This window comes from Helicobacter sp. TUL (assembly GCF_002287135.1).
Classification (GTDB): Bacteria; Campylobacterota; Campylobacteria; order Campylobacterales; family Helicobacteraceae; genus Helicobacter_F.
This window is the reverse complement of record NZ_NESU01000010.1, coordinates 55,113-68,601: the sequence shown is the minus strand read 5'-3', so window position 1 is coordinate 68,601 and position 13,489 is coordinate 55,113. Positions and strand designations below refer to the sequence as shown.

13 protein-coding genes are annotated in these 13,489 nt (G+C 37.8%); 3 read left to right on the top strand and 10 right to left on the bottom strand.

Annotation, left to right across the window (positions count from 1 at the left end; translation table 11 throughout):
- Positions 1-96: 96 nt before the first annotated feature.
- From B9T66_RS05900 to B9T66_RS05855, 10 genes are all read right to left on the bottom strand, one after another.
- Positions 97-753: a hypothetical protein gene (locus tag B9T66_RS05900; RefSeq protein ID WP_095628063.1), complete on the bottom strand. Its 657-nt coding sequence runs from the start codon at positions 751-753 to the stop codon at positions 97-99.
- Complete coding sequence (locus B9T66_RS09175) at positions 740-1,084, bottom strand: hypothetical protein (RefSeq protein ID WP_257874628.1); 345 nt, start codon at positions 1,082-1,084, stop codon at positions 740-742. Before B9T66_RS09175 ends, B9T66_RS05900 begins: the two co-directional genes overlap by 14 nt.
- Positions 1,085-1,917: 833 nt before the next feature.
- Entirely contained in the window at positions 1,918-2,436 is a 519-nt protein-coding gene (locus B9T66_RS05890; RefSeq protein WP_095628061.1) for a PAS domain-containing protein, read from the bottom strand.
- A 50-nt stretch (positions 2,437-2,486) separates the two neighbouring features.
- A complete protein-coding gene (locus B9T66_RS05885; protein WP_143429105.1) occupies positions 2,487-2,963 on the bottom strand; it encodes a hypothetical protein in 477 nt (158 codons plus the stop codon).
- A 20-nt stretch (positions 2,964-2,983) separates the two neighbouring features.
- Positions 2,984-3,559: a D-sedoheptulose 7-phosphate isomerase gene (gene gmhA / locus B9T66_RS05880; RefSeq protein WP_095628059.1), complete on the bottom strand. Its 576-nt coding sequence runs from the start codon at positions 3,557-3,559 to the stop codon at positions 2,984-2,986.
- On the bottom strand, positions 3,559-4,992 hold the full coding sequence (rfaE1, locus tag B9T66_RS05875) for a D-glycero-beta-D-manno-heptose-7-phosphate kinase (RefSeq protein ID WP_095628058.1): 1,434 nt from the start codon (positions 4,990-4,992) through the stop codon (positions 3,559-3,561). Before rfaE1 ends, gmhA begins: the two co-directional genes overlap by 1 nt.
- A gap of 3 nt (positions 4,993-4,995) precedes the next feature.
- Positions 4,996-6,000, bottom strand: coding sequence for an ADP-glyceromanno-heptose 6-epimerase (rfaD, locus tag B9T66_RS05870; RefSeq protein WP_095628057.1), 1,005 nt, complete (start codon positions 5,998-6,000; stop codon positions 4,996-4,998).
- A 33-nt stretch (positions 6,001-6,033) separates the two neighbouring features.
- Entirely contained in the window at positions 6,034-6,576 is a 543-nt protein-coding gene (locus B9T66_RS05865; protein WP_095628056.1) for a D-glycero-alpha-D-manno-heptose-1,7-bisphosphate 7-phosphatase, read from the bottom strand.
- On the bottom strand, positions 6,563-7,897 hold the full coding sequence (locus tag B9T66_RS05860; protein WP_095628055.1) for a hemolysin family protein: 1,335 nt from the start codon (positions 7,895-7,897) through the stop codon (positions 6,563-6,565). Before B9T66_RS05860 ends, B9T66_RS05865 begins: the two co-directional genes overlap by 14 nt.
- Positions 7,898-7,955: 58 nt before the next feature.
- On the bottom strand, positions 7,956-9,539 hold the full coding sequence (locus tag B9T66_RS05855; protein WP_095628054.1) for an inorganic phosphate transporter: 1,584 nt from the start codon (positions 9,537-9,539) through the stop codon (positions 7,956-7,958).
- Between the two features lie 287 nt (positions 9,540-9,826).
- Here B9T66_RS05855 and B9T66_RS05850 point away from each other — a divergent pair, with 287 nt between their 5' ends.
- From B9T66_RS05850 to cybH, 3 genes are read left to right on the top strand one after another with little or no spacing between them, the layout of a single operon-like run.
- On the top strand, positions 9,827-10,984 hold the full coding sequence (locus B9T66_RS05850; RefSeq protein WP_095628053.1) for a hydrogenase small subunit: 1,158 nt from the start codon (positions 9,827-9,829) through the stop codon (positions 10,982-10,984).
- Positions 10,985-10,999: 15 nt separating this feature from the next.
- Positions 11,000-12,727, top strand: coding sequence for a nickel-dependent hydrogenase large subunit (locus tag B9T66_RS05845; RefSeq protein ID WP_095628052.1), 1,728 nt, complete (start codon positions 11,000-11,002; stop codon positions 12,725-12,727).
- A 12-nt stretch (positions 12,728-12,739) separates the two neighbouring features.
- The gene (cybH, locus tag B9T66_RS05840) at positions 12,740-13,486 is read left to right on the top strand and encodes a Ni/Fe-hydrogenase, b-type cytochrome subunit (RefSeq protein WP_095628051.1); all 747 of its coding nucleotides are present in this window, start codon (positions 12,740-12,742) and stop codon (positions 13,484-13,486) included.
- Positions 13,487-13,489: the final 3 nt, after the last annotated feature.

Genomic DNA, 13,489 nt, shown 5'->3' with positions numbered 1-13,489 from the left:
CAATCTGCCCACTTGTGATAGAATCTAGTCCTTTAGATTCTAACTTTGTTTTGATATGTGAGTATATGGGGAGTTTCATTCATTTTTTCCTTTGTTTTATAGTGTTATTGTAGCATGCTGATTATTTTCAAACACCTTACCCCAATGATTAGTAGTAGATTCTACAGGTCCAAAGCCAAAGAATCCCTCAATAGATTCTATATTGCTATATGAAGATTCTATAAACTCATTGAACAAACTTTCAAATTCATCAAAGCTCATTTTACTTTGCAGAGACTCATTATCTATATTTTTGATATCTTTTACCCACTCAAAAAATGGCTTTGTGATATCTGCATAGCATTGTCTAAGAAATGTGAAGTTATCATTAAATTCTTTTCGTAATGTCTCATCAAAATCTTTATCATTTGCTTTTGTCTTATCCAATTCAGTATCTCTCCAAGCTTTAAATTTATCACTTCCATCAAAATAATATTTGTATTTGCTTAATTCTTGTTGCAAATTAAAAAGGGTTGTGTCAGCCACAAAACATCGCATTTGTTCTATATGTATCTTGCATTGATTGGCTTGTTCTAGCATATTATATTTTAGATAATGTCGATACAAATCTTCTTGCATGTTTATTTGCATATCATTACATTTTACTTTCTCTATTTTTAATCCTAGAAATACATGAGGATTTCCCTCACTACCCATCATAAATCCCCAATCATTTACATAGACTCCAAGGGAGTATCTTTTATTGTGTGTCATTGGGAGTCCTTTTATTATAAATTATATCTCTAGCAATTTGCGAAATATATTTCTGTGATGAACAATAATCCATGTGATGTATCTTATACCATTCTTTGTATATTATATCATCGCCTATATATTTTTTATTACCAAATGCTTTTTGTTTTATTATTACAGATTCTTCTTCCCAGTCTTTACCATAAAGCAAAGGTTTGCATGATATATATTCTTTAGAATCATCATGCATAGAAAAACTTTTTTGTGTCCAACCTGTGTAATATTGAAAACCAGCTATATACAAGTAAAAAGGTTCGTCTTCTTGTTTTGTTTCAACTCTTCCTGCTAACATTATTATGTGCCTACTTAAAGAAAAATATGAATAAGGCAAATTAAATAGGTCCTCTAGCTTTACGCCTTCTTGTTTTATAGGTCTCGCGTATATTGCTCTCCCCACTTCCTCTTTGCATAATCTCTCAAACTCTTTATATTCAGAATCTAAGCTTTTAGGGATAAAAGCTCGGTAACTTGTGGGATAATAGATAGAGCATGCAGATAAGCATAGCAAGATTCCAAGTATGCCTAAGATAGTGAGTGGTGTTTTCATATTCTCTCCTGTGGTGTATCTATTTGCATTATGTTCATCTTTTGTCTTACATGTATTATGATAATTTCTAAGCATTATATACTAATTTGTAAGAAAAGCATTAAGGCTAGCGTTAGAGAGAATAATTTAGGATTGTAAGGTTAGAGTTTGCTAGAAAGATATTGAGGGCGCTAAAGCATTGTTAGATTCTATAGAGTGAAAATCACTTCCACCGATTAAATGAGAGATAGGCTTAAACATAGAATCTTTTTTATGTCTAAGCAACCTTTCTAGTATGCGCTATAGATTCCTAAAGATATTTCGGTTTGATATTGGTATAGCATTGTAGCGGATATGGATTGCTAAAAATAACATAGATTGTCTCCTTAAAATTTTCTATCTTAGGATAGATGATACAAGCTTTGAATCTGCTTGTTATGTGTTGTATAGCAAAACTTTGAAAGAGAAAATCATAAAAAGCAACCAAACCACCAATGCTTATCCAAAAATATGTAGCGCTTATAAGTAAGTTGCCATGTAATAGGAATTATCTTAGATTCTAAAATGTGCCAAGATACAAAATATCCCTTATTTCCTCACTATGCACCATACCAACCGCTTAGCTTTCCTTGATTTTGCAAAGAGATACAGAGATTTTCATAACTCATATTAGCTTCTTGTAAAATCCCTTTTAGGAGTTTGTATGAAGATTCCATACCGCCTTGTTTTTCCGCCTCTATGAGTTGTTTATACACACTATCTAATACTTTTACCCCTTCTTTGCTCGGACATCGTCTCACAGAATAATATCCCACCATTTTTCCATTTGGATCGTATGAGGGCGTGATATTTGCAAAAACCCAATATGTTTGATTATATCTACTTAGATTCTTCACAAATGCAAAAAATTCTCCGCCACCTTGAATCGTATCCCACAACAATTTAAAAGCTATACGAGGCATATCCGGATGTCGGATTAGATTATGAGGTTTGTATAAAAATTCTTTTTCGCTATATCCACTAAAATGCACAAAATCGTCATTTCCATAAATGATCTTGCCACTTAAATCTGTCTTGGAAGTGATTAATGAATCTACAGCCAAAAAAATCTCTGTCATACAATACCCCCCAAATATGTAACAAAGTTTATAGCCTTATGCAAAGTGTATCATTCCTCTACAGGTAATTCCAATATACTCTGAAGTGAATGCAAAAACTCCACATCCTTACCTTGATGCCACAAATTTAGAAAAATCTCTTTGCACATCGGACAAAAACGCAAAGGCGTATCTGTATACCAACCCACCACGCTATTTCCTCGATACACGCTAAACTCAAAAGCATTCCTCTTAGGAGCGACAAGCAACAAATGTGGATTATGAGCATTATACAATCTTTGAAACTCTTCACACGCACAAAAATGCAACAATGGCGCACCATTGATACTAAAAGTATCATATGGAATACGATTAAGATATGCTAGGGATTGCAAAAGTGCGCCATCTGGAAAGCACACATAATTCATGCCTGATTTTTGTTCTATGACACTTGTATTTGCATAGATTCCTTGGGTTTGAAACATTTCTTTTAATTCATTAGCAAAGTCCTTAAACCTTGATAGACTCTTGATTGTTTGTTCAAACACGACACAAGCCAATAGCTATATTATTCATTGCCTCCGCATTCACGCTCTACAATATCACAAAGTGCGTGTATCACAAGAATATGTATTTCTTGAATCCTTGCTGTATCATCACTTGGCACAATCATATTGACATCACACAATGCTTTCATTGCTCCACCATCGCGACCGCTTAGTGCGATAGTTGAACAACCTAAGGATTTTGCGACATTTAACGCGTTAATGACATTTTTAGAATTTCCACTAGTTGAGATTCCAAAGACGACATCGCCCTTATGCGCAAGTGCTTCAACTTGACGAGAAAATGTAAATTCATATCCATAATCATTGCCAATCGCTGTAAGTGCAGAAGTATCCACACTTAATGCAATAGCCCCCAATGCTTTTCGCTCACGCTTATATCTACCTGTAAGCTCTGCGGCAAAATGCTGTGAATCTGCCGCACTTCCACCATTGCCACAAATAAGCACTTTGTTACCATTTTTGAGACACTCTGTGAGTATATGAGCGCCTTGGGTAATAGAATCTAACATACATTTAAGCGCGTGAGAACTCACTTCTATATGATTTAAAAACTCCGCTTGTATAAAATCTTTCATCACATACTCCTTATTTTTTCTATAATGTTAGTGCTTGACTTACCTTCTACAAAATCTATAAGTCGCACATCTTTGACAAACTCGCTCCCTGCAATTTCCTTGCCCTCATAATCTGCACCCTTGACAAGCACATCTGGAGCAAGGAATGCGATAAGATCTCTGGGAGTATCCTCATCAAATATCACGACATAATCCACACACTCAAGCCCTGAAAGTAAAAAAGCCCTATCCTCTTGCGTATTAATCGGTCGTCTCTCGCCTTTTAATCGCGTGATAGAATCATCACTATTAAGCCCCCCAATCAAAATATCACCTAACGCTCTTGCTTGTTTTAGATACTGCACATGCCCTCTATGCAAAATATCAAAACACCCATTTGTAAAGACAATGCGCACCTTTTGGTTATTGTGACGCAAAGATTCTATCATATCACGCATCTGTATTTTGTCCAAAAGTTTGCCACCTCCGACATCTTGCCCATGTGTATGAATATAGCGATCTATTTCAATATGCGTTGCACTCGCGCTTCCCACCTTTGCAACCACTACTGCTGCCGCACTATTGGCAAATTCACTTGCCTTATAAATATCTAACCCTGCACTAAGCCCAAAACCAAGGGCTGCTATCACGGTATCTCCAGCGCCTGTGACATCATACACTTCTTGTGCAAAAGTTGGTATTTTTTTGCACACACAATCATCAAAGATTCCTATGCCATCTTCACTTAGTGTGATAAGAGAAATCTCTAATGCACATATTTCTTTTAATTTTTTGGCAGCTTGGAGCAATGTCTCATCATCACTAATTTCAATCCCTGTAGCGAGTGTTGCCTCTTTTTTGTTAGGTGTGAGCAATGTCGCACCTTTATACTTGCTATAATCACAACCCTTAGGATCACAAAGGACAAATTTACGCTCACTACGCGCCAAAGAAATGATTTCTTGAGTAAAGGTATCACTCAAAAGCCCCTTGTCATAATCAGAGATAATCACACAATCTACTTGCGTAATCAATGTATTGAGATTCTCATAAATCTTTTGCAAAAGCTTAGAATCTACGCGTGCCCTACTCTCTCTATCTACACGCAAAACTTGTTGATTAGAAATGACAACGCGACTTTTTTTTGTGCTAGGACGATTAGAATCTACAAAAATGTATGTAATATCTGCACCCAAATCTTGTAACGCACCAACAAGCCATCTCCCATCGGCATCATCACCCACCACACCACACACATATACTTGTGCTCCTAGTGCGAGGAGATTATTTGCGACATTGCACGCACCACCTAACCTATTGCTTTCACTCTTTACTTCCACAACCTGCACGGGAGCTTCAGGCGAGATTCTATTACAATCCCCCCAAATATAATGATCTATCATCAAATCCCCAATAACAAGAATCTTGGGAGATTTTTGCTCCAAACCAAACATACTCTATGCCTTTTTGTGCATTTGTGCATTAAAAATATTTAGAATCTCTGGTATATAAGATTCAATCCCTTGCTCTAAGCTAAATCTTGGCGTATAAGAAAGAAACTCTTGGCTTAGGGCAATATCTGCTTGTGTATGGTTTTGATAAAATGTATAAGGATTATCAATATATTCCACCTCAAAATCTCCAAGATGTCTCTTAAGCTCGTTGATGATGTCATTAAAACTTCTTGCCTTGCCCGAACCGACATTATACACGCCACTTGCACTAGCCTCGATAGCCTTGACATTTGCTTGAATCACATCTTTGATATATACAAAATCACGCAATTGCTCACCATATTTAAAAAGTCGCACTTTTTTATGCTCTAATGCTTGAAGCCCTAGCTGCAAAATCATTGATGCGGTTTTGCCTTTATAAAACTCTCGCTCACCATATACATTAAAATATCGTAATCCAATAAGCGGAATCTCTGAATCTTGCGCTAAAACTTGGCGCGTGAAAATGTCCATTTGGAGTTTAGAATATCCATAAATATTCTCCGGCACTTCGCCTACACCCACGATATTTGGCGCTGGAGAATTACCATAAGTCCCTGCCGATGAAGCATAAATAAGCATAGCACCACTTTGCTTGGCGATCTCATAAAGCTTAACAAAAGCTTCAAAGTTTGTTTCTAGCATAAGTTTTTGATCCATAGCTGTCGTATCGGAAATAGCGGCTTGATGAAAGATATAATCAAAATCACGACCCTTAAGCTTATCAAGATCTTTTGTCAAATCTCCTACTATCACTTCTCCACGAAAATCAAGCAGATTCTTAAAATGCCCAAGACTTGTAGGATTACCACTTGGGAAATATGTGTCATCACGAAATTTATCAAACACACACACATTTGCCCCCGGATGATGTTTTTGAAAATACAATGCAAGGTTGCTGCCAATAAACCCAGCACCACCAGTGATAAGAATATTTTTATCCACCAAATCATCATAGATGTATTTCATACTAGCTCCTTTATTGATGTATGCTACAAAGCCCTACAAACTCTCACATATTTTTTGAATCTGAGCGAGAGTTTGCACCTTATGCACAACACTTTGCGCCAAATCCTGTGGCAAGGCATCATCGCATTGTAATAAAAATTTCTGCCCCACATTTGCATTATAAGCACATTGCATATCTGTAATTTTATCTCCTATAAAAAGAGAATTAGGCACATCTATAGCAAAATCCTTACAAGCCTGTGTAATCATACCAATTTGTGGCTTACGACATTGGCAATTTTGCTGTGGAGCATGCGGACAAAAATAAATCTTATCAAACCCAAAACCCACATGCAATCTTAACTGCTCCTGCATAAAGTTATGCAAGACTTCAAGATCTTGCTGTGTGTAATACCCACGCGCAATTCCTGATTGATTGGTAACTACAACGAGTAAAAAACCACGGTGCTTAAAAAAATCCAAAAGCTCAAAAATGCCATCATTAAATACAAAATCTTCTTGCTTGTATACATAACCATAATCGCGATTAATAACGCCATCACGATCAAAAAACACACATTTTCTAGGCTTTGTCACTATCTGTATCCTGTGGTAATTTAGTAATCTTTAGCGTTTTGATACGCGCATTATCCATTTGCACCACCTCAAATTCACAACAAGAATGTGAATCTATGTATCTATCGCCTACTTCTGGTAACCTACCCAAAAGCCCAAAGACATAACCACCGATTGTTACATGATCGTTTGTTTCTTCAATCACAATACCCAGCATATCCTCGACACTCTCAATATCTATCTTGCCATCGACTTCATAAGAATTTTCAGAAATTTGTCGGTAATCCACAATCTTAAGATCATGCTCATCATCAATATCGCCCATTACTTCCTCGATGATATCCTCCATTGTAAGCAATCCTGCCGTGCCACCATATTCATCTACTACCAATGCAGTATGCACTTGCTGTTTTTTCATAGTAGTGAGAATCTCGGATATATGCGCACTCTCTGGAACAATAATCATCTTACGCACAAGCTTTAGCATATCTTTTTGGCTATTATCTGTCGCGTTTTTAAGCAAATCTCGAATATGCACCATTCCGATAATATTATCCTTAGAATCTCTGTAATACGGATAGCGTGTGTGATTTGTTTCAAGCACGATTTTCATATTTTCTTCATAACTATCCTCCGCACACAAACACACCATATCTTTTCGTGGAGTCATAATCTCTTTTGCCAAGATGTCAGAAAAATCCACCGCATTTTTGATAATCTCACCCTCTATAGAATCTATATAGCCTTCCTTAAGACTCTCTCCTACAATAATCTTTAATTCCTCATCAGAGTGTGCTAATTCACTTTCTTTTGCAAGTTGAATCTTGATTAATCGTAAAAAAAATGCTGCGAGTAAATCAAAAAGATGAATAAAAGGATAAAAAGTAAGCCAAAAGTAATGCAATGGTTTAGCGACTGCAAGCACCATAGTTTCTGTTTTGGCTATTGCCACAGATTTTGGCACAAGCTCACCTAAAACCACATGCAAAAGCGTTACCACGACAAAAGCAATGATTGTAGAAATAATAGATACAAGCGTGTATTGATTGCCAAAAATAGATTCAAATGCATATAAAATCAAATGCCCAATACCATCTTGAGAAACCCAACCAAGAGCAAGAGAAGCAAGTGTAATCCCAAGTTGTGTAGCGCTTAAATATGTATCAAGAGATTGCGTGATTTTTAGTGCGAGATCCGCGTTTTTGACGCCGTTTTTGGAGAGCTCTTCGAGTTTTGTTCTCCTCACCTTAACAATCGCAAATTCACTAACCACAAAAAAAGCATTCAAAAACACCAAAACTAACGCCAAGAGAAAGAAAAAACCCGAGTGATAAGGATCCAAAAACACTCCTTTAACTTTTAAATTATTTTATATTGTAGCAGGGCTTGTTTAAAAATTCCTAAAGCTCAAACCCTATCCACATAATCGCAGAATACGAAAACGCCCCAAGCAATGCAGATGCAGGCACGGTAATAATCCACGAAGCAATAATACGATTTATTGCACTCCGCTTGACAAGTTCATTTTTATAAGCCTTTTTAAGTGTCTTTTTCTCTTTTTTGCTGAAATTGATATTATCTTTAATCTCATTTCGCTTAAGAGATTCTAGAATCTGCCCTTTGCGCTTTATGCTTGCTTTGTTAAACTGCTCCAAAAATCTCTCTACTTCTACAGAATCTTTTCCTCTGTGCGCTTGAATGATTGTTTGTTGCATTTCATAATAGCGTCGTTTGAGATACTCTCGCAAAAATCCTACACCAAAAATCGCGCCTATGGTTACATGCGTAGAGCTTACAGGAAGTCCTAATTGCGAGGCTACAAGCACGGTTATTGCTGCACTCATTGCCACACAAAATGCGCGTATTTTATCTAAATCTGTAATTTCATTGCCCACGGTGCGAATTAATCTAGGTCCATACAACGCCAAACCAATGGAGATTCCAAGCCCACCAATAAGCAAAATCCAAAATGGGACACCTGCTTTATTACTAAGCACTTGATCGCTCATACTCGCCAAAGTCTGATTAATAGCTGCCAATGGTCCCACGGCGTTAGAGACATCATTTGCTCCATGTGCAAAACTTAGCATTGCGGCAGCAAAAATAAGAGGAATTGTAAAAAGTGTGCCTATGTCTTCTTTGGTATTAGCAAGGCTTTGTGCCTTACGCACGATGAGTGGGCGAGTAACAAAAAATATCACTGCTGCTATAAGAAGTGAGACAATACAAGCAACACTAAAATGCATAGGAACAATGCGTTTTAGCCCTTTGATGATGAGATATAGCGTAAATGCCCATGACATCAAAAAAACCAAAAATGGCACAACGATTTTTGCGGCAGCGTTTTTGTTTTCTTTGTATGTGATAGTGCGTTTAATCACTGCAAGAAAAATCACAGCAAAAAGCCCGCCCATTACAGGTGAGATAATCCAACTTGAAACAATTTTGGCTAATTCCATCCATTTGACTACTTCCATACCACCTGCCACAATTCCAGCCCCTAGCACACCGCCTACAAGAGAATGTGTAGTAGAAACAGGTGCGCCTAAAAATGTAGCCAAATGCAACCATATCGCCGAAGACAACAAAGCACCAAGCATAAGCGCTACAAACACTTGAGAATCTCGCACACTTTCAGGATCAATAATGCCAGATTTAATCGTATCTACCACATCTGCCCCAGCCACAATAGCACCAAATGCCTCAAAAAAAGCAGCAATAAGTATCGCACCCAAAAGTGTAATGGCATTAGAACCAACTGCGGGACCGACATTGTTTGCCACATCATTAGCGCCTATATTCATCGCCATATATGCCCCAATCACCGTCGCAAACGCCAAAAGCATAATATGTTGCGTTGCACCAAAAACACTTGCTATGATACATACAACGATAAAAAACACAAGCACAATTGCAATCTTTAAACTATCTCTTATATTCCCTTGTGTAGCTTTTTCTATATGTTTTATGGTTTTTATATCCATAATAAATAACCCCTTTTTTTTATAACTTGTAGCAATGTTATGATAAAACAAAAGGCTACACTCAATTCTACAGAATTTTTTCAGAATCTACACTATGAAATGCCAATATACACCAAGAGTAAAAATAAAAGTAACCTTTTGTAATATTATTTTATTTAATTGCGAAATTTTTAGCGAAGTTTTAAAAAAAATTACTATATAATTGTCGGCACAAAGCTTTGAGCCATTCAAGCTTATATCGTCGATGACTACAACCCTCAACAAATCTTAAGAAAGGACATACCCTAATGAAAGCACAAATCGTTAGCGATGAATTGTTACAAAAAGCACAAGAACGACTTGAATACCTACAATCTCTCCCTGCTCACAACCAAGACAGAAATCTTATCCAAGAGCTAGAATCCAAAGGATTCTCAAGAAGAGATTTTATGAAATGGGCGGGAATGATGACCGCGGCTCTCTCTTTACCAGCAAGCTTTACGCCACTAGCTGCAAAAGCCGCAGAAGTTGCCAACAGAATCCCTGTGGTATGGCTACATATGGCAGAATGCACTGGCTGTAGCGAAAGCCTTTTGCGAAGCGATGCGCCAAGCATAGATTCTCTAATCTTTGATTATATTAGTCTTGATTATCACGAAACCGTTATGGCAGCAGCAGGACACCAAGCTAGTAAATCATTGCATGATGCTGTGCATAAGGGTGGCTACATTCTTATGGTAGAAGGTGGTATACCTGAAGGGAAAAGTGAGTTTTATCTCACAATAGGAGCACAAGCTACAACAGGTGCCCAAGAAGCGAGAGAGGCAGCACAAAATGCAGCAGCAATTTTTGCTATCGGCACATGCTCTAGCTTTGGTGGTGTGCAAGCCGCATATCCAAATCCTACAAATGCCCAACCGCTCTCAAAAATCACAAATAAACCTGTGATTAATGTCCCTGGTTGCCCACCGAGTGAAAAAAATATCGTGGGTAATGTCTTACATTATATTCTCTTTGGCACACTCCCAAGCCTTGATGCATACAATCGCCCAACATGGGCTTATGGACTTAGAATCCATGACTTATGTGAAAGACGCGGACGATTTGACGCTGGACAATTTGTAGAATCTTTTGGCGATGAAGGTGCTCAAAAAGGCTATTGTTTGTATAAAGTGGGGTGCAAAGGTCCTTATACATTCAATAACTGCTCCAAACTTCGCTTTAATCAACACACAAGTTGGCCTATTCAAGCGGGGCATGGTTGCATAGGTTGTAGTGAACCAAATTTCTGGGATACAATGCGCCCATTTGAAGAACCTATCGGTAATAGACTCTATTCTACGAGTTTTGATGGGCTAGGAGCTGACAAAACAGCTAATAATGTTGGTGGTGTAATCCTTGGTGTGGCAGCTGTAGGCATAGCTGCTCATGCTGTAGTTAGCGCCATAAAGAAAAAACAAGATTAATCTTAGGAGAGAATGATGACAAAACGAATCGTAGTTGATCCAATCACAAGAATCGAAGGGCACTTGAGAATAGAAGTCATTGTCGATGAAAATAATGTTATAAAAGATGCGTTTTCTAGCTCGACACTTTGGCGTGGGCTAGAAACAATCGTAAGAAATCGCGATCCAAGAGATGCTGGTTTTTTAATGCAAAGAATCTGCGGAGTTTGCACTTTCTCACATTATAAAGCTGGAATTGTTGCGGTAGAAAAAGCATTAGGTATCACACCTCCACTTAATGCTATCCTCACACGAACACTTATGAATATAGCACTCTTTTTGCATGATCATGCCGTGCATTTTTATACCTTGCATGGATTAGATTGGTGCGACATTACATCAGCTCTCACAGCGAATGAAAAAAAGGCTTCAGAACTTGCCTTTAAATACACAAAAAACCCAATTTATACTGGAGAAGATGAGCTAAAAGCCGTAAAAGAGCGCGTGAGCAATTTTGTCAAACAAGGTAGCTTAGGACCATTTGCGAATGCGTATTGGGGACATAAAACTTATAGATTCACACCAGAGCAAAACCTCATTGTGCTTTCACATTATTTGCGACTTTTGGAGGTCCAACGCGTCATCGCTCAAATGATGGCAATTTTTGGTGCTAAAAATCCACATCCACAAAGCCTCACCGTTGGTGGAGTAACTTGTATTATGGATATTACCGATCCAACTAGACTTGGTGAATGGCTCACAAAATACAAAGAAGTAGCGGATTTTGTTAATCGTGCATATTGGGCAGACATCATTATGGCAGCAGAAGCCTACAAAGGTGAAGATTCTGTGCTTAAAGGTTGTGGTCTCACAAACTTCCTAAGCTTCCAAGAGATTCAAGTAGGACCTGATGAGTGGTTACTAAGTAGTGGTATTGTTAAAAATGGTGATCTTAGCAAGGTTTATGAAGTAAATACTGACAAAATTACTGAAGATGCTACACACTCTTGGTATAAAGATAATGGTCCATTACACCCATATGATGGTGAAACAAATCCAAATTACACAGGATTTGTTGATGGTGTGTCTATAGGAATTGATGGCAAAGAAGTCAAAACTCCACTTATCAATGAAAATGGGAAATATTCTTGGATTAAATCTCCTCGCTATGATGGCGAACCTATGGAAGTAGGACCTCTAGCAAGCGTGGTTGTAGGATATGCAAAGAAAAATCCTTACATTACAGCTGTTGTTGATGAATTCCTAGCAAAAACTGGACTTACTCCGGCTCATCTCTTTAGCACATTAGGGCGCACTGCGGCAAGAGCAATTGAGTGCAAGGTTATCGCGGATTATGGTATAAAAGCATTTAATGCGCTTGTTGAGAATCTAAAAACCGATAAAAATACTTGCGCGCCTTATAGCATTGACAAAGAAAAAAGCTACAAAGGGCATTTTATCGGCAATGTTCCACGCGGTATGTTAAGCCACTGGGTGAGAATAGAAAATGGCGTGATCAAAAACTATCAAGCGGTAGTCCCAAGCACTTGGAATGCTGGACCAATCGATCAAAATGGCAAGAAAGGACCTTATGAGATGAGTCTCATTGGCACTAAGATTCAAGATCTCACACAGCCATTGGAAATTATTCGCCATATCCATTCATTTGACCCATGTATCGCGTGTGCGGTGCATGTTATGGATACCAAAGGCAATAAACTTAGCGAATACAAAGTTCAGCCTTCTGCTTCAGGATTGCGCTAGAAAGGAGACATTATGCCAGATACTATTCCTTTTGAAAAAAAAGAGTTTCATGTCCATAAGGAATTCTCGGGACTTACGAGAATCTTCCATTGGATTAGAGCCTTTAGCATATTTTTGCTTATTGCAACTGGGTTTTATATCGCATATCCGTTTTTACATGCAATAGGATCATACGAAGTGGTTACTGTCGGTAATCCAGAGATTGCATCAAACAATGTCAATGCGTTTGTAGGCTATCTCAATGCTTATATGCGAAGTTTTCATATTATTTTGGGATTTTGTTTGATTGCTATCTCGTTTTTTAGGGTGTATTTGTTTTTCTTTGACAAAGAATCTAAGCCTGAACGCACATCATTCCGACAGGCTATATCACCAAAATGTTGGATTGACCAAATTAAAGTTTATCTCTTTATCGGTAAACATCCTCATATTGATGGTGCATACAATCCTTTGCAATTTGCTACATATTTCTTACTCGCAATCCTTGTATTGCTCATATCACTAAGTGGTATAGTGTTGTTTTATAACTCCTATGATGATGGATTGGGTGCAGTGTGTAAAGTGCTTTTTATGTGGTTTGAGAAAATGTGTGGAGGCTTATCAAATGTGCGTAATCTCCACCATATTCTTACTTGGGCATTTATGATATTTATTCCTGTCCATATTTATATGGCGGTTTGGAATTCAATCAAATATCCAAATGGCGGTGTAGATGCGATTGTGAGTGGTATGCGTTACACCGATGATGTAAAAGTGTGAAAA

Coding starts and splice junctions, on each gene's coding strand:
- cybH (WP_095628051.1), top strand. CDS start 12,740: ATGCCAGATACTATTCCTTTTGAAAAAAAAGAGTTTCATGTCCATAAG.
- rfaD (WP_095628057.1), bottom strand. CDS start 6,000: ATGAAATACATCTATGATGATTTGGTGGATAAAAATATTCTTATCACT.
- B9T66_RS05890 (WP_095628061.1), bottom strand. CDS start 2,436: ATGACAGAGATTTTTTTGGCTGTAGATTCATTAATCACTTCCAAGACA.
- B9T66_RS05855 (WP_095628054.1), bottom strand. CDS start 9,539: ATGGATATAAAAACCATAAAACATATAGAAAAAGCTACACAAGGGAAT.
- B9T66_RS05850 (WP_095628053.1), top strand. CDS start 9,827: ATGAAAGCACAAATCGTTAGCGATGAATTGTTACAAAAAGCACAAGAA.
- B9T66_RS09175 (WP_257874628.1), bottom strand. CDS start 1,084: ATGTTAGCAGGAAGAGTTGAAACAAAACAAGAAGACGAACCTTTTTAC.
- B9T66_RS05900 (WP_095628063.1), bottom strand. CDS start 753: ATGACACACAATAAAAGATACTCCCTTGGAGTCTATGTAAATGATTGG.
- gmhA (WP_095628059.1), bottom strand. CDS start 3,559: ATGAAAGATTTTATACAAGCGGAGTTTTTAAATCATATAGAAGTGAGT.
- rfaE1 (WP_095628058.1), bottom strand. CDS start 4,992: ATGTTTGGTTTGGAGCAAAAATCTCCCAAGATTCTTGTTATTGGGGAT.
- B9T66_RS05845 (WP_095628052.1), top strand. CDS start 11,000: ATGACAAAACGAATCGTAGTTGATCCAATCACAAGAATCGAAGGGCAC.